The sequence below is a fragment of the Acinetobacter sp. 22323 genome (assembly GCF_052044895.1).
In the GTDB taxonomy this organism is placed as follows: Bacteria; Pseudomonadota; Gammaproteobacteria; order Pseudomonadales; family Moraxellaceae; genus Acinetobacter; species Acinetobacter schindleri.
The window spans coordinates 19,904-42,072 of the sequence record NZ_JBQEOL010000009.1 but is presented as its reverse complement, the minus strand read 5'-3'; the positions used below and the strand labels follow the sequence as shown (position 1 = coordinate 42,072).

Here is a 22,169-nt window from a genome sequence, read left to right as displayed (position 1 = left end):
TGTCGTGTTGTACTTGTTTCGATACAAGTATTTTGATTTTTAAATATGACAGGCGGGTTACAGATTTATGAAGATTTTATGATAAGTCTTACAGCACCAAATAAATTAAAAATATTTATTATTTTCAATGTATTATAAATTATTTAAGAATTTTTTCGACATTTTTATAGCAAGAAAATATGTAAAAAATTTTGTGTTTCTTACAAAGAATTTCTTTTTTTACCACAATTTTGATGCATGAATAACCACTATTTAAATTTGATCTAGAAACAAATAATCTTTGTTGAAATATAAAAAAAGGAGACCAACAGGCCTCCTTTTTCACACCACAATCACTTATGCAATTGGTGGTGTATAAGTACCGTCAGCGATGGAATCCTTGATTCGATCCGCTTCTGCAAGCACCAGTGCCAGCAGGTTCTTCACGTTTTCAAGTGTTGCCACCGGACTTAAAGTCGTCATTTTCAGAGATTGAACCTGACCGACTTTAGTTACACCAATGTTCGCTTCACCACGCGCAAACAGTTCATCTGCCACGTTCTGGTTCAGGGCATCCACAAACTCAGCTGGATAACCTGCTGGAACCACACGGAACAATACTGATGCAAACTGCGGCTCAACCAGAAGTTCCAGACCATCCGTTGCCTTGATGTAATCTGCCACTTCACGTGTCAATTTCACGCCATGATCAATCATTGAACCGTAAAGCTCTTCACCCAAGGCTTCAACCGTCATCCACAACTTCAACGCATCGAAACGACGCGTGGTTTGCAGTGACTTCGATACCAAGTTCGGAACGCCGTGCTCTTCATCATAAGCAGAGTTTAAATACTCCGCTTCATAATGCATGAAACGATAGTTCGCTTCATCTTTCAGCAAGAACGCACCACATGAAATCGTTTGGAAATAATGCTTGTGGAAATCCAATGTGATCGAATCAGATAACTCAATCCCATCCAGCATAGAACGATAGTCATTGGATAGAATCAGTGCGCCACCCCATGCCGCATCGATATGCATCCACGCGCCATATTTATTGGTGATTTCACGAATTGCTTTCAATGGATCAATCGCGCCCGCATCGGTTGTACCTGCGGTTGCTACCACACATGCGACGATTTTGCCTTCAGACTGAAGATGCGCCATGGTTTTTTCCAGAGCATCAACATCCATCTGTGCATTTTCATTTACAGGAACAGTAACTACTGACTGGAAGCCCATACCCATCATCGCCATGTTCTTTTGCACAGAGAAGTGCGCATTTTCAGAACAGATGACTTTGACGTTACGCATCGCGTCCGCAGGGATACCATCACGCTGAACCGACCACGGATTGCCGTTTTCGTCTTTCCAGTTTTTCGCGATGCAGGCATCACGCGCCAGCAATACACCCATCAGGTTCGACTGTGTACCACCTGAAGTAAATACACCCGCCTGACCTGAACCATAACCAACCTTTTGACGTAGCCAGTCGATTAACTGCACTTCCATCAAAGAACCCGCTGGGCTTTGATCCCAAGAGTCCATTGACTGGTTAGTCGCATTGATCAGCACTTCCGCAACCTGGCTTGCCACCATGGTTGGACAGTGCAAATGCGCTAGAGAATGAGGGTGATGTACTTTCAAGCTTTTGTTAAGGAATAGCTCAACCATACGCTCTAAAGACTTTTGAAGACCCAAACCATCTTTAGAAGGGTTGAAAGCAATTGCGCTACGCAATTCCTTGATGCTGCCACCCGTGTACATTTTGTCATTTTGCAACCATGCTGCAACCGCTTCGGTCGCCTGGTCCATCGCTGACTCATAGTCAGCGATAGATGCAGCATCATTGCAGAGTAACGCTTTACGATGTTCTGCAAAATCTACCATAAATTACGCGCCTCGAACTGCGACTAAAGCTTCAGCAACCGCTTTCTTGAAGCGAACCAGAACTTCTTCACACTCTGCCTGAGTAATAATCAATGGGCAAAGCAAACGGATCACTGTACCGTTACGACCACCTTTCTCAAGCAACAGTTTGTTGTTGAAACAAGCAGTCTGGATCGCTGCAGCCAATTGACCATCAGCAGGTAAAGAACCCATATGGTCGGCAGGTTTACGTTCGTCTACAATTTCAACACCGATCATTAAGCCACGGCCACGCACGTTACCGATACATGGGAATTCAGCAGCTAGCTTTTTCAGTTCAGCTTGCAGGAAATCACCACGTTCTTGTGCGTTTTGCGCCAGATTTTGCTCTTTAATGGTATTGATGGTTGCAAGACCTGTACCCATTGCCAGCTGGTTACCACGGAATGTACCGGTATGGCCAGCAGGTTGCCATGCGTCGAACTTACGTTTAATACCAAGCACTGCAAGTGGCAGGCTACCACCCACGGCTTTAGACATCACCACCACATCAGGTTCGATACCCGCGTGTTCAAATGCAAACATTTTGCCTGAACGTGCAAAGCCCGCTTGAACTTCATCAAGAATCAATACGATGTTGTGTTTTTCAGTCACTTCACGGATTTTCTGTAACCATTTTACTGGTGCTGTTACCACACCGCCTTCACCTTGAATCGCTTCAAGAATCACAGCTGCTGGCTTCGTTACACCGCTTTCAACATCTTCAATGAAGTTTTCAAAGAAGTAAGTTAAAGCGTCAACACCCGCTTCACCACCTAGACCCAATGGGCAACGGTATTCATGCGGATAAGGCATGAACTGAACGCCTGGCATTAAACCATTCACGGCATTCTTCGCAGACAGGTTACCTGTCATGGCCAATGCACCATGCGTCATACCGTGATAGCCACCAGAGAAGCTGATCACTGAACTACGACCGGTAAAGGTTTTGGCAAGTTTAATCGCTGCTTCTGTTGCATCTGCACCAGATGGGCCACAGAACTGTAAGCAATATTCTTCTTTACCACCTGGAAGGTAGGAAAGAAGAGCTTCAGTGAAAGCATCTTTTAAAGGAGTGGTTAGATCCAGGGTATGCAGTGGGAGACCGCTTGCAAGCGTATCCTGGATACTTTGAATCACCGCAGGATGATTATGGCCCAAAGCCAATGTCCCTGCCCCAGCTAAACAATCAAGGTACTCAGTACCTTCAACATCGGTAACCCAGCAACCTTGTGCTTTCGCTATCGCTAACGGTAATTTACGTGGATAACTACGCACATTCGATTCCATCTGACTTTGGCGAGTCAAGTAGTATTCGTTTGTGGAATTGGTGGCAGGGTTTACAGAAGTAACGCTCATATCGAATTACCATCTCTGATATGGGTTGAAAGAAATAAGTCTGGTGACGTTTGGTCCTTTGACTCGGTGCTTTATAAGATTTTAGTTAGCCATAATCTTAGTTAACTAACTTAGGAGGCGGATGATACCGAATTTTTCAGGAAAATAAATAACTTTCAACTCAATTTACCTGAAAATTTATCGAAAAAAAATATCATGCCTGTCTAAGCTCTAAATTATCATCTTAACGTGTGACAAAGGAAAGAAAAGCAGCTTCTTTTATACTTTTTTGTAGCCTTTCAGAAAAGTTCGCATTGATTTTAATAATACATTAATAAATATATAATTTTTAAAATAATTAAAACTTAAAACTCGAGAAAAAATAATCGAAAACTTAACACTCTTACCACAAATATTTCGCAAAAAGAGCACAATTGAGATTTAATATCTGAGGATCAGCCAAGATGGCTAATTTTAAGAAAAACAGGAAGAAAATATGCGCCTCCTAGCATTGTCCAGCCTTATACTTGCAGGCACCTTGGCGAGTACTGCATTTGCAGACCAAAATGAGCCACTGAATTATAATATTATTAATATTTCAGCAGAGGCCAGCCGCGATATTTCCAATGACCTGATGCATGCCAATTTATATGTAGAAAAATCCAATAAACAGCCTGCTGAGCTTGCAGCGCAAATTAATCAACTCATGAACCAGGCCATCAATGCCGCAAAGAAATATCCGAGTGTGAAAATTGAAACCGGTTCACAACACACTTATCCAGTCTATGACAATGACAACCGTAAACTCAGAGAGTGGAGAGCTCGTGCTCAGGTACGTATTGAATCGACTGACTTCAAAGCGGCTTCACAGCTAATTGCCGAATTGCAGCAAAACTTCCAGACTGAATCAATTAACTTTACAGTATCTGAAGCAAAACGTAAGAAAGTTGAAAATGAGCTGATGCTGGAAGCATCCAAAAACTTCCAGCAACGTGCACAAAGCCTGGCTCAGGCTTGGAACAAAGCTGGATATCAACTGGTAAATATGAATATTAACACCAATAATTCAGGCTACCCACCGGTTCCACGTATGGCAATGGCCAAAGCGGCTTATGCAGAAGCAGCTATTCCAGATCAGGAAATGGCAGCGGGTGAGTCTAAAATGACTGTGAGTGCCAATGGTTCGATTCAGTTTAAGTAAGTGTTAGTAAAAGTATTCTGATTTTAAAAACCACCCTTTTGGGTGGTTTTTTATCACCTGAGGTTACTTTAAAAAATCAACGCTACAAATTCATACATACTTCGGTATAAATACCACTTTGATAGGTTTAGAGTAACCGACATTTGTATCAATCCTCTTACCTTATGTCCCTTGATCAACCCAACTTATATCTGTTTCATCTTTTTAATGCACCTGATCACGCTTCAATATGGATGATCAACTATGCCTGTCTAATTGCACATGATTTGGTGTATTTATTCCTGCTGATCTTTGCCATAGCTTGGCTACGTGGCAATCGTGAAGTGAAAACCGGAATTATTAAAGCCTTTATTTTCACTGCCATTACTTTATCCATGAGTGAAGTTTTATCTGCTGCGTTAAATACACCTCGTCCTTTTATTATGGAAGTCGGACGTACTCTGATTGAACATGCGCCTACAGGTTCTTTTCCCAGCAATCATATGAGTATTTTTAGCGGGATTGCCCTAGCCTATTATTTTTCACCACAACGTGAGTTGGGACGACTTCTACTCTGGACTGCCTGGCTGGTAGCTTGGTCGCGGATCTATGTCGGTGTACATTTTCCAATCGATATGGCGGGAGCTTTCCTAATTGCACTTGTTGTAAATCTGGCTGGCTTATCACTCTGGTGGAAATATCAGGAAAAACTGATGGATTTTATCCTGAGTATTTATCAGTTCCTGTTTGCACCTTTAATCAGGATGGGTTGGATTAAATAAATCTAATGAAAATGCCATAAAAAATCCCGCTCGAAAGCGGGATTTTTTTACATTTCTTTAACTTAATAGATCGACATATGATTGCGGTGAATCATTTCCAGTGAACGTGCTTCACCGAGTACCTGATGCACTTTGTCTGATGCTAGACCTTTGACGATCTCAGCTGAACGTGAACTAAAGTTCACACGTCCGACCGCAATACGGTGACCTTGTGTATCGACACATTCCACCACATCACCACGCTCGAAATGACCTTCAACTGCTTTAACGCCTACCGGTAACAGACTGCGGTGATTTTCTTTAATGGCCTTAACAGCACCATCATCAATCACCAGACGACCTGCCGTTTGCAAATGCGCTGCCAGCCATTGCTGATGTGCAGTAACACGATCATCATCAGTGATGAATAAAGTGCCCAACATTTCACCCGTCATAAGACGCGATAAAACGCAGTCACTGTCACCACTGGCAATCAGCGTTGGACAACCCGACTTCGCAGCCAGACGTGCAGCGCGGACTTTGGTCAGCATGCCGCCACGACCAAATTTGCCACCACCGCCAGCCATATCAAACAGACTCTCATCCATCGCACGTACGGTATGGAACAGTTTGGCATTCGGATTAGAACGTGGGTCCGAATCAAACATGCCTTCCTGATCGGTCAGGATAATCAGCAGATCCGCATGCACCTGACCTGCTACCATGGCAGCCAAGGTATCATTATCACCAAAGCGGATTTCATCGGTAGAAACAGTGTCATTTTCATTAATCACCGGAATCACACGCCATTCAATCAGGTGCTGCAAGGCATCACATGAATTGAGATAGCGGCGACGATCTGCCAGGTCATCATGGGTTAACAGTACCTGAGCAGTCTGGATCTGGTGTTTATCCAGTACGCTTGACCAGGTATGAATGAGCCCCATCTGACCAATAGCAGCGCAAGCCTGAAGACTGGGTAGATCGGTGGGTCGATTCTCTAGTTTCATTCGAACCATACCTTCAGCCACAGCACCTGATGACACCAGAATAATCTCGTGTCCTGCATTGTGTAGATCTGCGATTTGTCCCGCCCAGTGCGAGATAGCATCTAAATCTAAACCTTGCCCGTTTGCTGTGAGTAAAGATGATCCGATTTTAACAACGATTCGTTTACAACCCTTGAGCTGACGTTGCCCATCTACCACTTCTATCATCTTGTCCTCAGACTTATCTTTAAAAGATTAACGTACGTAATATACTTCTACGTCGCTGTCGTCATCATCTTCATCATCAAAGTCATCGCCACCCAGACGTTGAGCGCGACGCATTTCACGATAAGCTTCTTTCGCAGCAATCGTTTGTTCACGTGTTTCAGCTTCCAGCTGATCACGGAATGCTTTCATTTTTGCTGCATATTCTGGATCTTCAACTTCACGTTCGCGTTGCTGTTCGATTTGATCCATCAGGTAGTACACAACGTCTTTCGTCCCTTCTGCCGTTAAGCCAGAAGTTTTAAAGACAGGGCCTTCCCACTGTAATTCTTCAAGAATATGGTTACACCATTCGTCACGTGTTTCTTCTGCTAACTGGTCAACCTTATTCAGAACCAATACCACAGGCAATTTAGAAAGCGTTGGCGAGAATTTCTCGAGCTCTGCGATAATTGCTTTGGCATTGTAAGCAGGATCTGAACCATCAATCGGTTGTACATCGACAATGTGTAGCAAAATACGTGTACGTGCCAGGTGTTTCAGGAAGCGAATACCCAGACCCGCACCTTCAGCAGCACCTTCGATCAGACCTGGAATATCAGCCATCACAAATGAACGGTAACGATCCGCATCCACAACGCCCAGATTTGGCATCATTGTGGTAAATGGATAATCTGCCACTTTCGGTTTTGCAGCAGATACTGCACGGATAAAGGTTGATTTACCTGCATTAGGCATACCCAGTAAACCAACATCTGCAAGCACTTTTAGCTCCAGACGGATTTCACGGAATTCACCTTTAACACCATGGGTACACTTACGTGGAGAACGGTTAGTCGACGATTTGAAGTGGGTATTACCCAAACCGCCATCACCACCTTGAGCAACCAATACCTTTTGACCATCTTCGATCAGGTCACCAATAATGTCGCCAGATTCACTATCTACAATAGTTGTTCCTACAGGAACTTTTAAAATAACTGATTCGCCACCACGACCAGCACAGTTTGCGCCAGCACCGTTTTTACCACGTTCAGCGCGAAATCTACGGGTATAACGATAATCTACAAGGGTACTCGTGTCGTCGTCAGCCTGAACATAAATGCTGCCGCCACGACCACCATCACCACCATCTGGACCACCAAATGGTACGAACTTTTCACGGCGAAAACTGGCTACGCCATTGCCACCGTCGCCAGCCTCTACGGTAATGACTGCTTCATCAACAAAGCGCATATTGCCAATCCTCTAAAAACTTTAAAACCGCCTATTCTGCCATATTTTAAAGCATTTCTCGACTACATTTATGCACTATTCCATGAAGATCGCTCATTTCAAGGGTAATTTCATTCAGCTTGTCTCAAAATACAAAACAGTCTGAAAAATATTCAGACCTATAAAAATTCAAAATATAGTTTTTAAAGCTTAATTGATCGTTTTTTATTATTTCTGATTTGGCATCGAGCTGCCTATAGTGCTCAACGTCGAAAAAAAGCCCATGGTATAGCTATGACCACAGAAAAGAATTCTGTCAGCCCATTGTCATCACAATTTGTATTACTTATGGCAATGGCATGTGGTCTCTGTGCCGGATCGGCTTATTTTAATCAGCCCTTGATCTATTCAATCGAGGAAAGTTTAGGAATTACAACCAGTCAGGCTGGCTTAACGGTAGTGATCGCCCAGATTGGATACGTACTGGGCTTAATGCTGTTAGTACCATTGGGAGATTTCCTGAATAAACGCAAGCTGATTCTCAGTCTGATGGTCTTTGCAGCCATTTCGCAGATTCTGCTTTCATTCAGCACGACTTTATCAACGCTTTATGTATTTACCTTATGTGCGACATTTGGCGCAATCTCGGCTCAGGTTTTAATTCCTTTTGCTTCTACGATTAGTCCACCTGAATCCAGTGCCGCCATTGTCGGCAAACTGATGAGTGGCTTGGTGATGGGAATTATCCTGTCACGTACTTTTGCCGGATTTGTTTCGACTTACTGGTCTTGGGAAGGTGTGTATCTATCAAGTGGCATTATTACCCTGCTGTTTGCAATCTTAATGTGGAAAAAACTACCCAATACTCAACCGCAAGCAGGTTTAACCATTGGCGACATTTACCGCTCTCTATTCATTATCGCTAAACAGAATCCACATCTGATTCGTCGAGCTTGTGCCGGTGCCTTGGCTTTTGGCATTTTATCCATGATCTTTACTTCTATGACTTTCGTCTTAGGCAATGCCCCATATTACTTTACTGACTTTGAAATTGGATTGTTCGGCTTACTCGGTGTTATTGGGATTTACTCATCGAGCTGGTCAGGTCGAACTGTCGGTGCAGGTAGGGAAAATCTGGTCGCTATGCTTTGTATTAGCCTGATGCTGCTTTCTTGTATTCCGTTATATTTTGCTCAGCAAAATATCTTGGTGTATGCAGTTGGTGTATTGATGGCATATTTTGGTTTGACGGCATTTCACGTGCTCAATCAGAATTTGGTATATCGGATTGATCTGAAATCACGTTCTCGTATTAATGCGGTGTATATGACGATTTACTTCAGTGGTGCAGCTTTAGGCTCGTTAGGTGCAGTGTATGCCTGGGAGCACTTTGAATGGGTTGGTTGTGTGGTAATTAGCCTTGTTTTCTCGATTGGGATTTTGCTGATTGATCGGTGGGATTTTAGGAAGATGTTTGAGACAAAAATTTCATCTTAATTGACCTCTCCTTAACCCTCTCCTTTAAGGAGAGGGAAATTTATTAATTTTTTTTAATTCCTTTTTACCGCTTTCGTCACTTATCAGCTCTTTTAAAACCAAACACTCTTTTTTAGAAAAATACAATCATCGTCGAATAGATGAGTTGTCTTTTTTAAATGATCATAATTATTATCACCAACTAAAACTATATTTTTCAATATATTATATTTATTCTCCACCTTAATTAATTGCATCAATATACTTATATTGTTGAAATATAAGCTCTGTACTTTTTTGTTTTTTCAACTTGTATAAATTACAAACACCTCTATAGGTGCAAACATTGTCGCCGACCAAATCAAAAGATTTGTTGCGGTAGACTTATCTTCTACAAAAATTTGTATCAGCTCATAAAGAGCAATACTGATCGCACATAAAATCCCATAGATCGCCAATTAAAGTAGCAACCAAATTTTATAACTTTTTCATTTATTGCTTCCCCAAAAGCAATTTAGCTTCTATTTTGCAACACGTTCTTTATTTTCTAAAATCTCCGGCAGACTACGCTCTAACCAGCCAATCAGATAATTTATTTTTTCTGCGGCCTGTGAACCGGTAATGGTCAACTGATATTCCACTTTTGGTGGTACAACAGGATAGACTGTTCTTAAAATGAACCCGTCCTGCTCCAGCATTTTTAAAGTCTGGGCCAGCATCTTTTCACTCACCCCTTCAATGCGCTGTTTCAGCTCACTGAAACGATGTACGCCATCACTTAAGCAACGTAACACCAGAATCGACCATTTATTGGCTAAGTGTTCCAGTATTTCACGTGAAGGACATTCCGTTGATAAAACCTGACCCAGCAATTTACTGGTTTCATAAGCTGACATAATATTTCTCTTAATTTATAAACTTACTTTTCAGCATGTACTTTCATTTAGAAAGTTATCAGATCAAGAATTCATCAGCAAGGTAATATTCAAATTAATATTCCATTTCAATCCAAAAATTAAACCTAAAAAATATGCAATAAAAAAGAGCCTCAAATGAGGCCCTTTTTTCAGCTCAATACTAATTATGCATTAGTTTCAGCAGGAACTTTTGGATAGCTTACGCCGCCCATTTGTTCAGCAATACGTAATACCTGGCAGCTATAACCTACTTCGTTATCGTACCAAACATAAGCAGTTAAGCGGTTGCCTGAAGTGATAGTCGCTTGCGCGTCGAATACACCTGCAGTACGTGAACCGATAAAGTCAGAAGATACCACTTCAGTCGAGTTGGTATAACCAATTTGACCTTGAAGGTTAGAATTGATAGAGATTTGGCGAATATATTCATTCACTTCATCACGATCAACTTCTTGACCCAAAGTCAGGTTAAGAATCGCAAGAGATACGTTTGGTGTAGGTACACGTACAGAGTTACCTGTCAGTTTACCTTGAAGTACTGGAAGCGCTTTTGCAACGGCCTTAGCAGCACCAGTTTCAGTAATTACCATGTTCAGTGTAGCAGCACGGCCACGACGATCAGCTTTGTGGTAATTGTCGATCAGGTTCTGGTCGTTCGTGAACGAGTGAACTGTTTCAACATGACCATTGATCACTGTGTACTTGTCGTTTAACACTTTCAGTGTTGGAGTGATCGCGTTCGTTGTACAGCTTGCTGCAGAGATGATTTTGTCTTCATCAAGGATGTCAGCTTGGTTTACGCCATAAACCACGTTCTTCATGTCACCTTTACCAGGTGCAGTCAGAATGACACGCGCAGCGCCCGGGCATTTCAGGTGTTGAGCAAGACCTTCAGCATCACGCCATTTACCCGTGTTGTCGATTACTAGTGCATTTTCGATACCGTATGCAGTGTAATCCACTTCAGATGGATTAGATGCATAGATCACTTTGATGAACTGACCGTTTGCAATAATTGCTTCGTTTTCTTCATCTACAGAGATCGTGCCAGCGAATGGACCATGGATGGAGTCACGACGTAATAATGATGCACGTTTTTCCAGGTCACCGTCAGATGATTTACGAACCACGATTGCTTTCAGGTTCAAGCCACGGCCTAGACCTGACTGGCTGATCATCAAACGTGCAAGAATACGGCCGATACGACCAAAACCGTAAAGTACAACGTCCTTACCTTCAACTGAAGTTGCATTGCCTTCAAGAGATTTCACAGCGTCAGCAACGAATGCGTTAACATCACCACCTTTTGCTTTGAATTCAACAGCAAGTTTGCCTAGATCAATTTCAGCAGTACCGATGTTGTCAATGTTCGCCAATGCTTCAAGGATTGGGAAAGTGTCTACAACAGAAAGCTCAACGTCCAATACGCGAGTACGACGATGCGCTTTAAGGATCTGGATTACAGAACGGTTAATTAAAGAGCGACCGTAAACTGTAGCTACGATATTTTTTTCACGATATAACTGACCTACTAGGGCAATCATACGCTCCGCGAGTTCTTCACGGTTTTTCCAGCGACCTTGGTGCTCTGCATGGAGGGCAACGATAGTGTCTTTGCTCACAGATACGTCCTCTAATTAATTGTAAATCTAAGCATAAATTTCAAAACCCCATAATTGTAATGGAATTGGCAGCAAGTTTGAATCAAAAGCTGCCAAAGTCCTGAGGAAAAAGGCCTATATTCACTATAAATTTTAAAAATAGTTGTAATTAGTCAGATGATTTTGCATTTAAAAATCGAAAAATAACATTTTTCAAGCTCTAAACCAGATTTTTGTTAAATGTTGTTTATTCACACAAATCTAAATCTCGAAGTTGACTGCATTTTCATGATCCAGTTGCAGCCTGCTGCCTGCTGAAAAATTCATATCCAGACTCATAGAAGCATTAAAGTTTTCTACATCAAAATCATCATAAGTTTCTGGCAAATGAATCAGTACAGGTAAACGGGTGAGACCATTATCCCCACAAGGAAAGGCATAGTGACGCTCAACTTTCTGGAAACTTTACAAACTTTCAAATTCTAGAAATACACTGCTGTTTTCATGGGTTCTTGGCACCTGAATAATTTCCAGGAACATACTACGTTTTAACTGCTGCAATTTATTCAGTGCTATTTCTATTGCCTCATCTGAATTATCTTTACGCCAAAGCTTTTTCAGCATGGATTTTTTTCATATTCGGCTTTCTGACGGTTCAACGTATTGATATATTTTTTCAGATCCCGATATTGCTGCACATTATCGGCAATTGTGGTTTGAATATCTTTAATCGGCTGCTGGGAACGCTGATGCATTACCTGCCATTCATTCCGGTTCATCGGAATAAAGGTTTCACCCTTACGCTTTTCCAGCAAACGGATAAATGCCAATAACTTATATTCGAAATTCTGGATATAGGAATTAAACATAAATCCTGGCTGAGCTTTGAAGTCCCAGTAATAGGCTAAAATTTCAGTAAAGATTTTATGTACATGCAAATAGAGATAAGCAAACTCTTCAATATGCGATAAATGATCACGAATCGCATCCCGCATTGGCAGCAGCAATTCCCGCGTCAGAATTTCCTCCAACTGCTTCAAATGGCGTTGCGCCACAACATCGGCATTCTTTTCAACCACCTGAACCGGTTCGACCAGCAGAGGCAATAACTTTAGTTCAGAGACCTGCTCCAGATTATGCACAATGTCCCTGACGTCCAAATGGATCTGGCTTTGCAAGGTTACCATTCGCTGCAGCTGGGATTTCAGGGTCTCCACTACCTCTTCATTCATATCCTCTTTCAGATCCAGAACCAGAATATTCAGATAGACTTGACCTTCTAATGCACCTTTTTCTTCTATGAGGAAGCGACGAATAGAATACGGGTTTTGTTGTACATCCATCACAGGCGCAACGATAAATAAAAACTGTGAAGTGCGGACAATATCAAAATGACGGATTTGCTGTTCTTTAATCAGAAAATAACGGAATAGCGGATGTTGCATTTCCGCAGTCTGTTTTTTTAATAAAGGTTTATACCAGTAGCCCAACAACTGTTGCTTGATAAACACTTCAATAATGAAGCATTTAACCTGCTGTTCAGTGAGCTTACGTACGCCCTCGACCGGCTGTAATTGAAGACCACGAATAATTTCAGCAGCATTCGACAAGAAAGTACGACGTAGTTCCAGCTTTTCACGCTGCATCTGGAAGTTTTCATTGACTTCGATTTTATCAATCTGCTCGAGCACGTTTTCCAGGTAGTCGGCAACTTGCAAGCTGTCATTTAACCCGAGCAGGCTTTTCAAAGAGAGACCGAACGTGCTGGCATAATAACGCATCCGGTCATTCAGAAATTTTTGGCTTAAAGCTTCTACCGAATGATAAGCCTGATAACGGTATCGATTGGTTTCCTGATCCCAGAGAATTCTTTTTGGCTTTAAAATCTGAAAATCGATACTTTCCTTGAGCTCAGGCGAGATATCTGCCAGAACAGCTTTAAGCTCCCGCTCCCATTCTAAATCGAGGCTCGGCTCCGTTGGGATAAACGTGCACGTAACTGATATGGAATCGCAATCTGTGACATGTCTATCCCCTTTAAATATAACGAACATTCTTTTAAACAAAATGGTACATGAATTAGATAACATTTACGTCAAAATTATCTGACGAATATCACACTTATGCAAATAGCATTATTCATTATTTTTTTTGAGTTTTTCCATTTTTTCAGCTTTTTTTTCAAGTTCATCTTTTTTCAACTGCTGTTGTTTTAAATGCAATATTCCTTCCACAATCAGCACCATCACCGCTAGCCAAATCGGGATATAGGTCAGCCATTCTCCAGATTCTACCCGTTCCCCAAGTGCCATCGAGGCAAAAGCCAGTAACACTGGCTCCAGATAGCTCAGCAGACCAAAAATTACGAAAGGCAGATAACGGCTTGCCAGAATATAACTACCTAAGCCTAAAGCACTTAAGAAACCCAAACCCAACACTGCCAAGATGAGATGAGGGAAACTGACCATCAGCTTGAGAGAATCGCTATGTACAAAGCCCAGATAAAAAGCCACTGGCAGAATCAGACATAAGTCCCACCAGAATCCACCCAAGTGATCCGTACCAAAGCGACGGCGCAGGAAAAAATACAGTGGATAAGCCAAAGCTACATAGACCGTTTCCCAGGCAATAAAACCAATCCGCCAGATTTCATGTCCCACGCCTATTACCGCACAAACCACCGCCGCCATCTGCCAGGCAGACAGTTTTTCTTTATAGAGCACACAGCCAACCAGGACCATCACCAAAGGCAACAGGAAATAACCCAGCGACACTTGCAGGCCGCGACCATTAATCGGCCCCCATAAAAATAACCAGAGTTGGGTTGTACAAAGTAAAGAGCTGATAATTAACCAGATCAGAAACGTCGGCTGCTGTAGAATTCGCTTAAAAATACTGCTGATATGATTGAGATCACCTGACCACCACATAAACGCCGTCAGAAACGGGAGGGTCGCCAACATACGCCATGCAAAGGTTTGCTCACTGTCTAGTGGCTGCAAAAAAGGCGTGAAAATATAAAGCACACCAAAAACCAGTGACGCCAGCACTGACAGCGCGATCCCTTTATACATTCACTACCCCAAAATCTCTTTGCGCGCATTATATCGGGATGTCTTCAAGAATACTTGTCTCTATTCTTTGATCGAATGATAAATTTTCAAGGTGTAGCTTCTGATTGTATAAATATAAAAAAACCATGCCGAAGCATGGTTTGAGGATAAACTGAGTTTAGCGTGCAGTTTGTTTGGTATGAATCACATCACTCAGGTCATAACCGACTGACTGAGCATATTGTAAATATTCATTCACTACATTTTTATCCAACTGCGGATCACGTGAGAGTATCCACATATATTTACGTTTAGGCTCACCAACCAGAACGGTTTGATAGTTTTCATCCAGTTTCAAAACCCAATAATCACCACGCCCGACAGGAATCCAGCGGATAAAGTCTGGCAAGAAACTGACTTTTAATTTGGTATTTTGGGGTGGATTTTGCACAAATGCCTCACCCACTGACTGGGTTTGTTCACCATCTTTTTTAATACAGCGGTTATCAACCACGATATTGCCATTTTCATTCAAAGTATACGTTGCTGTGACATCACGGTCACACTTATTCTGAAAATATAAAGGCTTACGCGCCACTTCGTACCATGTACCCAAATAACGGTCCAGTTCAACTTTTTCCACGGTCGGTAATGACTCTTTTTGCGCATATGCCATGGTCGTAGCGCCCAAACCCAGAAGAACAGCACTACCAACCGCAATTTTGGCAATTTTTAGACTTGCCTGAGAAAAATTCTTAGTTGTCATAAAGTATCCTTTCATTCACACAGATGAGTGAACCACATGTTTTTGTAAAATTTTATCTGTAACAACAATAACGTCATCGTGTGAATGATTGTGTATCGATATGTAAGATTTATGATTAGTTTTGCACAACTAATCATAGGCAGATCAGATGCTTAACTCAGCATCTGAGCCTTCAAGCGCAGAATTTCATCACGCAAACGCGCTGCCTGTTCAAACTGCAGTTCTTTAGAAGCTTTCAGCATCTCTTTTTCAAGCTTAGTCATATGCTTTGCAAACAGTTTCGGATCTGCCAGCAGATGCCGCTCATCAGCACTTAAAGCTTTAGCCTGATTTGAAATACGTTCATCAATCTGATCATCATCGAGCACCTCACCATTATCGATTTCCTTGATCACCTGACGTACGGCACTGCGTGGGACAATGCCATGCTCTTCATTAAACTGAATCTGTTTGGTACGACGACGATCCGTTTCATCAATTGCTTTTTGCATGGAGTCCGTGATCCGGTCCGCATAAAGAATTGCTTTACCTTTCAAGTTACGCGCAGCACGACCAATGGTCTGAATCAGCGAACGTTCGGAACGTAGGAAACCTTCTTTATCTGCATCCAGAATCGCAACCAAGGACACTTCTGGCATATCCAGACCTTCACGCAGCAAGTTAATCCCGACTAGCACATCGTAAATACCGGTACGCAATTCATGAATAATTTTTACCCGCTCTACAGTATCGATATCTGAATGCAAGTAGGCTACCTTTACGCCATATTCTTTCAAATATGAAGTCAGGTCTTCTGCCATACGTTTGGTTAATGTCGTCACCAGTACACGTTCATTCAGATCTTTGCGGATATTAATTTCGGACAATACATCATCGACTTGGGTCAGCACTGGACGGATTTCAATTTCAGGATCGACCAATCCTGTGGGACGCACCACCTGCTCTACAATCTGTTCTGACTTTTCCAGTTCATATCGTGCTGGCGTTGCACTGACATAAACCGTGGTTGGAATAATACGTTCCCATTCCTCAAATTTCATTGGACGGTTATCCAGTGCGCTCGGCAAACGGAAACCATAATTCACCAGATTTTCCTTACGTGAACGGTCACCCTTATACATCGCACCAATCTGTGGAACTGTTACATGTGATTCATCAATAATCAGCAAGGCATCATCAGGTACATAATCAAACAGTGTTGGCGGTGCTTCACCTGAGGGACGGCCAGATAAATGACGTGAATAGTTTTCGATGCCATTGGTATAGCCCAGTTGCTGCATCATTTCCAGATCATAACGGGTACGCTGTTCAATACGTTGCGCTTCCAATAACTTGTCATTTTCACGGAAAAACACCAGGCGCTCTTTCAGCTCTTCCCGGATGGTCTCAATGGCACGGGTCAGATTATCCTTTGGTGTGACATAATGGCTTTTTGGATAAATTGTCACACGCGGTACTTTGCGGATCATTTTGCCAGTCAATGGATCAAACCAGCGGATCGAATCTACCTCATCATCAAACAGCTCGATACGGATTGCATTCTGGTCCGATTCCGCAGGGAAAATATCAATAATTTCACCGCGAATACGATAGGTACCACGCAGAAACTCCAGTTCATTACGAGTATATTGCATCTCGACCAGACGGCGAATAATGTCATCCCGACCAATACGATCCCCTTCCACCACATGCAGCAACATGCTCATGTAGGCATTCGGATCACCCAAACCGTAGATTGCAGAAACTGAAGCAACAATAATGGCATCACGGCGTTCTAATAAAGCACGTGTTGCGGATAACCGCATCTGGTCAATATGATCATTAATTGCTGAATCTTTCTCGATAAAAGTATCGGAAGATGGCACATAGGCTTCAGGCTGATAATAATCATAGTAACTAACGAAATATTCCACCGCATTATTCGGGAAGAATGCCTTAAATTCGCCATAGAGCTGTGCTGCCAAGGTTTTGTTATGTGCCATGACAATGGTCGGGCGTTGCGTCCGCGCAATTACATTGGCCATAGTGTAGGTCTTACCGGACCCTGTCACGCCTAGCAATAGCTGATTCTTATAGCCCCGTTCAATTCCCTGAACCAGTTTTTCAATGGCTTGTGGCTGATCGCCAGCAGGTTGATAGCTGGTCACTAAATCGAAAGGGGTTTTATCAGACATAATTTGCGGCAATTCACTGGCAATATTTTGTTGCTCTAATTATGGGGTTAAATCTGAATTACTCAATGCCTAAACAGGTGTCTATTTGGTAAAAATTGAAGTCTATAAGTAACTTAATAGAATGATTACAAAACAGTTCCATCTCATCTTATCCGCCTTGAATATTTTATTAAATTTCAAGAATATTTATTTAAAAATTAGATAATAATCTTTAAGAACTCAAACAAGTGGCACTTTAAACATCTCTATGAAGATAGCCAAAATTCAGTTACATAAAGTTCTAATTTCTCTTGAGACTTTTGCTTTCTTATAGACACAATTTGCCTTGACCCCTAGCGATTTCAAAGGCAACATGAAACCAATAAGGATATCGAATCAAAAGCCATGACTTACCAATACCATGATGAAAGTATCGTCAAATCCTTGCCAGAAAATACTGTATTTGTATTTGGCAGCAATATGGCAGGGCTGCATGCAGGCGGTGCCGCAAGAACAGCGCTTGAGCACTTTGGTGCTGTAGAAGGGGTTGGTCGTGGCTGGTCTGGTCAAAGCTATGCTATTCCTACAATGAATGAGCATTTGCAACAAATGCCGTTGTCACAGATTCAGCATTATATCGATGACTTTAAAATTTATACCAAGAATCATCCGAAAAATAAGTATTTCCTGACCTCGGTCGGCTGCGGCATTGCAGGTTATAAAGTAGAAGAAATTGCGCCTATGTTTAAGGGGATTTCACATAATGTGATTTTCCCGCAATCTTTTCGCCCGTTTGTAGAAAAACCGCTTCCGAAATTGAATGAAAAATTCCTTAAAACCATTTTCCGTGACTCTATCATTTTTGCTGACCCCACCGATGAACTGATCGAAGTGCTTGCAGTGACCGATAGTGAAAAAAGCCTGGCTAAAATTTTACTGAATACCCAGATGTATCCAACAGATAGTAATGGCCGTGATCGTGTTTTTGAGATTCAGGACATTTTGCATAATTTGAATGGCAAGGTTTTCGATTTCCAGAACAATTCTGAAGGTCCTATGGTCTTTGGTGGTGTGATTCTGGCACTGCTTGAACTGTATAATATTAATGAACAGGATTTTTCAGATGTCTGGCATGGTAAGCGTGAAATTGCGCCACCAAAGCCTGAAAATAAAGCACGTAGAAGCCTTCTCTAATTTCAGACTTAGTATCAATCAAAGCCAATGCCTGAATTGGCTTTTTTATTGTGAAATATAAAAGGTGATCTAATAAAAATAGCATTCAATTTCAAGATAAATATTTAATTATCACATTATTCTAAAATCATTTTTTTGGTCTTATACTTGCCTCATTAAATTAAATAATAAAATTGAGCTGCTTGAATGAACATGCTGGATTCTCCAATTTTTGAATTATCTCCTATTGCCATGTGGCTTGAAGATTTTAGTGAAGTAAAAAAACAATTTGATCTCTGGCGTGCTCAAGGGGTGCAGGATTTACTCACTTTTTTGCAAGAAGACGAATCACGTATTTTAAAATGTGCGAAAAAAATTAAACTGCTTAAGGTCAATCCTAAAACACTAGAGCTTTATCAGGCAGATGACTTTAACCATCTAAGTCAAAATTTGGATCTTGTGTTCAAAGAGGATATGAGCAAATCCCACATCCAGGAACTCGTCGCTCTATGGAATGGAGACACCCAATTTTCCCATTTAGCAGTAAACTATACCTTGACTGGTCAGCGTCTGGATATTCAGCTGAAAGGAATTATCCTGCCACAACATGAGCATGATCTCTCCCTACTCTTGATTACTACTGAAGACATCACTGCTTATACACAAGCTCGTCGTTTAGAAGAACAAAATCGCCATCTGGCTGAAGCTCGTTTTATTTATTCACCGGCTTCATTATGGATCGAGGATTTTAGCCATATTAAAATTAAACTAGATCATTTACGTGATTTAGGAATTGAAGATTTTCAGACTTTTCTGGATGTACATCATGATTTTATTTATGAATGCATTAGAGAGATTAGAATCATTGATGTCAATCAGGCCACTCTCGATCTGTTCGGCGCCTCAACCAAAGATGCTCTATTAAAGAATGTACATAAAGTCTTTGCTAAAGAAATGGTACAGACCTTTAAAGAACAACTTATTGAGCTTTGGAATGGTAATCTGCATCATCAGCGTGAAGCCGTAAACTATGCACTGGATGGGAGTATCCGTCATGTCCTGCTTCAATTTACCGTATTTCCTGATTATCTCCATGACTGGAGTATTGTTCAAATTGCCCTGACAGATATTACCGCACGTAAAAAAGCTGAACATTATCTGGAATATTTAGGCAGACATGATGTCTTGACCCAACTATGTAACCGTTCATTTTACATGCAGGAACTAAACCGTCTGGAGCGTAATTTACTACGTCCAGTATCCTGTATTTTTATGGATCTCAATGGACTCAAAGAATTAAATGACTGCCTTGGACACGATGCTGGAGACAACCAGTTACGTCGCGTGGGTAATATCCTGAATCAACTTATTCAACATACGCCCTATTCTGCCTCTCGAATTGGTGGAGATGAATTTGTAGTCCTTTTACCTGGTGCGGATCAAACTGCTTTGCAAAATTGCCTGAACAGTTTGCATGAACTTTTAGAGGTTGATAACCAGTTTTACTCACATCAGCCAATCAGCCTATCGATCGGACATGCAACCAGCTATGCAGATGAGCGTCTTGAAGACATGCTAAAACGTGCCGATCAAGATATGTATCATCAGAAAAGAAGCCATTATCAGAATAATGACCGCAGAATGCCAGCTTCTCAGTAAGTGGAATGATTTAAATAGCAATAAATAAAAAAGCCATGGTTAAACCATGGCTTTTTTATTAGAAAACTTATCGTTTTCCCATTGAACGACGGGTGCCACGTGGTGGCATCCAGGTTCGATCAGCATAACGTTGTGGCTTGGGACGAAGATCCTCTAAGATCTCATCTGTTGCACCTTGATCAGCTTGCTTCAATGGAAACGGCAAATTAACTAAAGGCTTTTTCTTGGGAGTATTTGGGGAGCTCATCAGCTTGACTCAATAATAACTCAGTCTATTGTACAAAAAAAAAGAGCGAGATGTAAAAACAAGTCTTTTTATTGTGTTATCAAACGATGTTTCATTTAATGTTGCTACCATTTTTTGATTAAAAAAACAACGTCTCAAGTATTTCATTTATCTTAATTTAAGCAATTTTAGAGTAGAGTAAATACTCTATAATTATCTAAATTGAACTTATAACAATCCGTCATTTAAACTTCATGGAGTGAACTTTAAGATGAAAAAATCAACTTTTATATGTATGGCTACCGGACTTATTGGAATTACTTCCACCACTCAGGCGGCCGACTATTCAAAATATTTCAGTATGGAAGCCGAGGGCTTTAAGCGTTTTTCAGTCTCAGTGGGGGCTTTACATGTCATGCCGCAAGGCAAAGCACAGCCGTTTAAAGTAAGTACAGCTGCTTATGAAGGTATTCAATCTGATGTTGGAGAAATCTCGTCCCAAGCAGTTATTGATAACCGTGCAGAAAACTCATCAGGTTTGGCTAATTGGCTAATTGATTTAATTAATGGTGTGAATCCAAATAGTACATTGCCCGCGTTCATGAGTGGTACAGCAAATATTTATGGTTTAGAAAACTGGAATAATCCGGGAACTGGGTTAGAGGCAGATGATGTCACCACATTAGGCATCATGACCAATTATTTCTTTACTGATAATATTTCTTTTGAAATGAAAGCTGGGATTCCACCTAAAGTAGACTTACAAGGAAAGGGGAAAATATACGCTCCATTTAGTGCAATTGCGTCGCCAATCGTCGGTTCTATTGAGTTAGACAATGATATTTTTATTACAGATTTAGAGGCACATGGTCCTGCAGCTTCTGCCCGAGCATGGACACCAGCTTTTGAATTCCAGTATCACTTTGGTAAAACTGGCGTAAACAAGTTCCGTCCTTATATTGGCGTAGGCCTCATGTATGCTTATTTTAATGAACTTGAAATTAATCCACAGACAGAAAGAGACCTGATTGCTGCGGGTCATATGATTGCTAATATTTTGGATAATAAAGCTGGAGCATCATTAGATGGATCACCAAATGAAAACGCTAATCCAAAAGTTAAAGTTGAAGCAACAGATGCTTTTGCTCCAGTCGTCACTGCAGGTTTTACTTATGACTTCAATGATAAATGGTTTGCGGTAGGTTCAATCTCTTATGCTCACTTAAACAATGAAACTACGATCACAGTTACAGATAATAACTTCGGCAAACTAATTGAATCCAAGGCAGATATTGAGGTAAACCCGATCTTGGCCTATGCAGGTATTGGTATGCGATTCTAATTATATAGATTTCATTAGATACCCAAAGAGCAGAGTTAAACTCTGCTCTTTATCTTTAATTTAATAAATTACATAATTACTAAAATAAATTAACACATTGAAATAAAAATCATTATTTATTAACTTTTCACCCACTTAGCACTCTCGTTTTTTATACAGATTAATTGAACTAAGTTTAGTTTATTAACAATAACAAAAACAAAGATGA

The 22,169-nt window shown here is 41.3% G+C and carries 18 protein-coding genes; 6 read left to right on the top strand and 12 right to left on the bottom strand.

Going from position 1 to position 22,169, the window contains the following annotated elements; genetic code table 11:
- Positions 1-336: 336 nt before the first annotated feature.
- Both ACTJIX_RS07575 and ACTJIX_RS07570 read right to left on the bottom strand, forming a co-directional pair.
- Positions 337-1,869, bottom strand: coding sequence for a pyridoxal phosphate-dependent decarboxylase family protein (locus ACTJIX_RS07575; RefSeq protein ID WP_004894021.1), 1,533 nt, complete (start codon positions 1,867-1,869; stop codon positions 337-339).
- 3 nt (positions 1,870-1,872) lie between these two features.
- Positions 1,873-3,246, bottom strand: coding sequence for a diaminobutyrate--2-oxoglutarate transaminase (locus ACTJIX_RS07570; RefSeq protein ID WP_004894020.1), 1,374 nt, complete (start codon positions 3,244-3,246; stop codon positions 1,873-1,875).
- 475 nt (positions 3,247-3,721) lie between these two features.
- Here ACTJIX_RS07570 and ACTJIX_RS07565 point away from each other — a divergent pair, with 475 nt between their 5' ends.
- Both ACTJIX_RS07565 and ACTJIX_RS07560 read left to right on the top strand, forming a co-directional pair.
- A complete protein-coding gene (locus ACTJIX_RS07565; protein WP_004810506.1) occupies positions 3,722-4,426 on the top strand; it encodes an SIMPL domain-containing protein in 705 nt (234 codons plus the stop codon).
- A gap of 164 nt (positions 4,427-4,590) precedes the next feature.
- Entirely contained in the window at positions 4,591-5,187 is a 597-nt protein-coding gene (locus tag ACTJIX_RS07560) for a phosphatase PAP2 family protein (RefSeq protein ID WP_440611324.1), read from the top strand.
- Positions 5,188-5,249: 62 nt separating this feature from the next.
- Here the strand turns inward: ACTJIX_RS07560 and proB are convergent, their stop codons facing one another.
- A complete protein-coding gene (proB, locus tag ACTJIX_RS07555; RefSeq protein ID WP_004894012.1) occupies positions 5,250-6,383 on the bottom strand; it encodes a glutamate 5-kinase in 1,134 nt (377 codons plus the stop codon).
- 27 nt (positions 6,384-6,410) lie between these two features.
- Positions 6,411-7,616 carry an Obg family GTPase CgtA gene (cgtA, locus tag ACTJIX_RS07550; RefSeq protein WP_312080436.1) on the bottom strand — a complete coding sequence of 402 codons (1,206 nt, stop codon included), beginning with the start codon at positions 7,614-7,616 and terminating at the stop codon, positions 6,411-6,413.
- A 273-nt stretch (positions 7,617-7,889) separates the two neighbouring features.
- On the opposite strand from cgtA, the gene ACTJIX_RS07545 reads away from it, so the two are divergent.
- Positions 7,890-9,092, top strand: coding sequence for an MFS transporter (locus ACTJIX_RS07545; RefSeq protein ID WP_004894007.1), 1,203 nt, complete (start codon positions 7,890-7,892; stop codon positions 9,090-9,092).
- 500 nt (positions 9,093-9,592) lie between these two features.
- Here the strand turns inward: ACTJIX_RS07545 and ACTJIX_RS07540 are convergent, their stop codons facing one another.
- The 7 genes from ACTJIX_RS07540 to uvrB all read right to left on the bottom strand — a co-directional run bounded on the left by ACTJIX_RS07540 (position 9,593) and on the right by uvrB (position 17,582).
- Entirely contained in the window at positions 9,593-9,967 is a 375-nt protein-coding gene (locus tag ACTJIX_RS07540; protein WP_004810515.1) for a winged helix-turn-helix transcriptional regulator, read from the bottom strand.
- Between the two features lie 185 nt (positions 9,968-10,152).
- The gene (locus ACTJIX_RS07535) at positions 10,153-11,610 is read right to left on the bottom strand and encodes a glyceraldehyde-3-phosphate dehydrogenase (protein WP_004893999.1); all 1,458 of its coding nucleotides are present in this window, start codon (positions 11,608-11,610) and stop codon (positions 10,153-10,155) included.
- Between the two features lie 444 nt (positions 11,611-12,054).
- Positions 12,055-12,213, bottom strand: a complete 159-nt coding sequence (locus ACTJIX_RS07530) for a hypothetical protein (protein ID WP_004893995.1) — start codon at positions 12,211-12,213, stop codon at positions 12,055-12,057.
- On the bottom strand, positions 12,207-13,643 hold the full coding sequence (locus tag ACTJIX_RS07525; protein ID WP_004893993.1) for a hypothetical protein: 1,437 nt from the start codon (positions 13,641-13,643) through the stop codon (positions 12,207-12,209). Before ACTJIX_RS07525 ends, ACTJIX_RS07530 begins: the two co-directional genes overlap by 7 nt.
- 81 nt (positions 13,644-13,724) lie before the next feature.
- Positions 13,725-14,663 carry an EamA family transporter RarD gene (gene rarD, locus ACTJIX_RS07520; RefSeq protein WP_004893992.1) on the bottom strand — a complete coding sequence of 313 codons (939 nt, stop codon included), beginning with the start codon at positions 14,661-14,663 and terminating at the stop codon, positions 13,725-13,727.
- A gap of 157 nt (positions 14,664-14,820) precedes the next feature.
- Entirely contained in the window at positions 14,821-15,408 is a 588-nt protein-coding gene (locus ACTJIX_RS07515) for a lipocalin family protein (protein WP_004893989.1), read from the bottom strand.
- A 152-nt stretch (positions 15,409-15,560) separates the two neighbouring features.
- Positions 15,561-17,582 carry an excinuclease ABC subunit UvrB gene (uvrB, locus tag ACTJIX_RS07510; protein WP_004893985.1) on the bottom strand — a complete coding sequence of 674 codons (2,022 nt, stop codon included), beginning with the start codon at positions 17,580-17,582 and terminating at the stop codon, positions 15,561-15,563.
- Positions 17,583-17,966: 384 nt separating this feature from the next.
- On the opposite strand from uvrB, the gene ACTJIX_RS07505 reads away from it, so the two are divergent.
- Positions 17,967-18,755 (top strand): A1S_2505 family phage non-structural protein, encoded by a 789-nt coding sequence (locus ACTJIX_RS07505; protein WP_004893982.1) that lies wholly within the window; start codon positions 17,967-17,969, stop codon positions 18,753-18,755.
- Between the two features lie 186 nt (positions 18,756-18,941).
- Complete coding sequence (locus ACTJIX_RS07500; protein WP_440611323.1) at positions 18,942-20,393, top strand: diguanylate cyclase domain-containing protein; 1,452 nt, start codon at positions 18,942-18,944, stop codon at positions 20,391-20,393.
- A gap of 67 nt (positions 20,394-20,460) precedes the next feature.
- On the opposite strand, the gene ACTJIX_RS07495 is transcribed toward ACTJIX_RS07500, so the two are convergent.
- Complete coding sequence (locus ACTJIX_RS07495) at positions 20,461-20,640, bottom strand: hypothetical protein (protein WP_004810533.1); 180 nt, start codon at positions 20,638-20,640, stop codon at positions 20,461-20,463.
- Between the two features lie 250 nt (positions 20,641-20,890).
- Here ACTJIX_RS07495 and ACTJIX_RS07490 point away from each other — a divergent pair, with 250 nt between their 5' ends.
- Positions 20,891-21,961, top strand: a complete 1,071-nt coding sequence (locus ACTJIX_RS07490; protein WP_004893975.1) for an OmpW/AlkL family protein — start codon at positions 20,891-20,893, stop codon at positions 21,959-21,961.
- The last annotated feature ends 208 nt before the right edge of the window (positions 21,962-22,169 follow it).

What these genes read in the sequence shown, in the direction of transcription:
- ACTJIX_RS07525 (WP_004893993.1), bottom strand. Translation starts at nt 13,643, where the DNA reads ATGTTCGTTATATTTAAAGGGGATAGACATGTCACAGATTGCGATTCC.
- ACTJIX_RS07560 (WP_440611324.1), top strand. Translation starts at nt 4,591, where the DNA reads ATGTCCCTTGATCAACCCAACTTATATCTGTTTCATCTTTTTAATGCA.
- cgtA (WP_312080436.1), bottom strand. Translation starts at nt 7,616, where the DNA reads ATGCGCTTTGTTGATGAAGCAGTCATTACCGTAGAGGCTGGCGACGGT.
- ACTJIX_RS07570 (WP_004894020.1), bottom strand. Translation starts at nt 3,246, where the DNA reads ATGAGCGTTACTTCTGTAAACCCTGCCACCAATTCCACAAACGAATAC.
- ACTJIX_RS07490 (WP_004893975.1), top strand. Translation starts at nt 20,891, where the DNA reads ATGAAAAAATCAACTTTTATATGTATGGCTACCGGACTTATTGGAATT.
- ACTJIX_RS07530 (WP_004893995.1), bottom strand. Translation starts at nt 12,213, where the DNA reads ATGCTGAAAAAGCTTTGGCGTAAAGATAATTCAGATGAGGCAATAGAA.
- rarD (WP_004893992.1), bottom strand. Translation starts at nt 14,663, where the DNA reads ATGTATAAAGGGATCGCGCTGTCAGTGCTGGCGTCACTGGTTTTTGGT.
- ACTJIX_RS07565 (WP_004810506.1), top strand. Translation starts at nt 3,722, where the DNA reads ATGCGCCTCCTAGCATTGTCCAGCCTTATACTTGCAGGCACCTTGGCG.
- ACTJIX_RS07500 (WP_440611323.1), top strand. Translation starts at nt 18,942, where the DNA reads ATGAACATGCTGGATTCTCCAATTTTTGAATTATCTCCTATTGCCATG.
- ACTJIX_RS07545 (WP_004894007.1), top strand. Translation starts at nt 7,890, where the DNA reads ATGACCACAGAAAAGAATTCTGTCAGCCCATTGTCATCACAATTTGTA.
- uvrB (WP_004893985.1), bottom strand. Translation starts at nt 17,582, where the DNA reads ATGTCTGATAAAACCCCTTTCGATTTAGTGACCAGCTATCAACCTGCT.
- ACTJIX_RS07540 (WP_004810515.1), bottom strand. Translation starts at nt 9,967, where the DNA reads ATGTCAGCTTATGAAACCAGTAAATTGCTGGGTCAGGTTTTATCAACG.
- ACTJIX_RS07515 (WP_004893989.1), bottom strand. Translation starts at nt 15,408, where the DNA reads ATGACAACTAAGAATTTTTCTCAGGCAAGTCTAAAAATTGCCAAAATT.
- ACTJIX_RS07575 (WP_004894021.1), bottom strand. Translation starts at nt 1,869, where the DNA reads ATGGTAGATTTTGCAGAACATCGTAAAGCGTTACTCTGCAATGATGCT.
- ACTJIX_RS07505 (WP_004893982.1), top strand. Translation starts at nt 17,967, where the DNA reads ATGACTTACCAATACCATGATGAAAGTATCGTCAAATCCTTGCCAGAA.
- proB (WP_004894012.1), bottom strand. Translation starts at nt 6,383, where the DNA reads ATGATAGAAGTGGTAGATGGGCAACGTCAGCTCAAGGGTTGTAAACGA.
- ACTJIX_RS07495 (WP_004810533.1), bottom strand. Translation starts at nt 20,640, where the DNA reads ATGAGCTCCCCAAATACTCCCAAGAAAAAGCCTTTAGTTAATTTGCCG.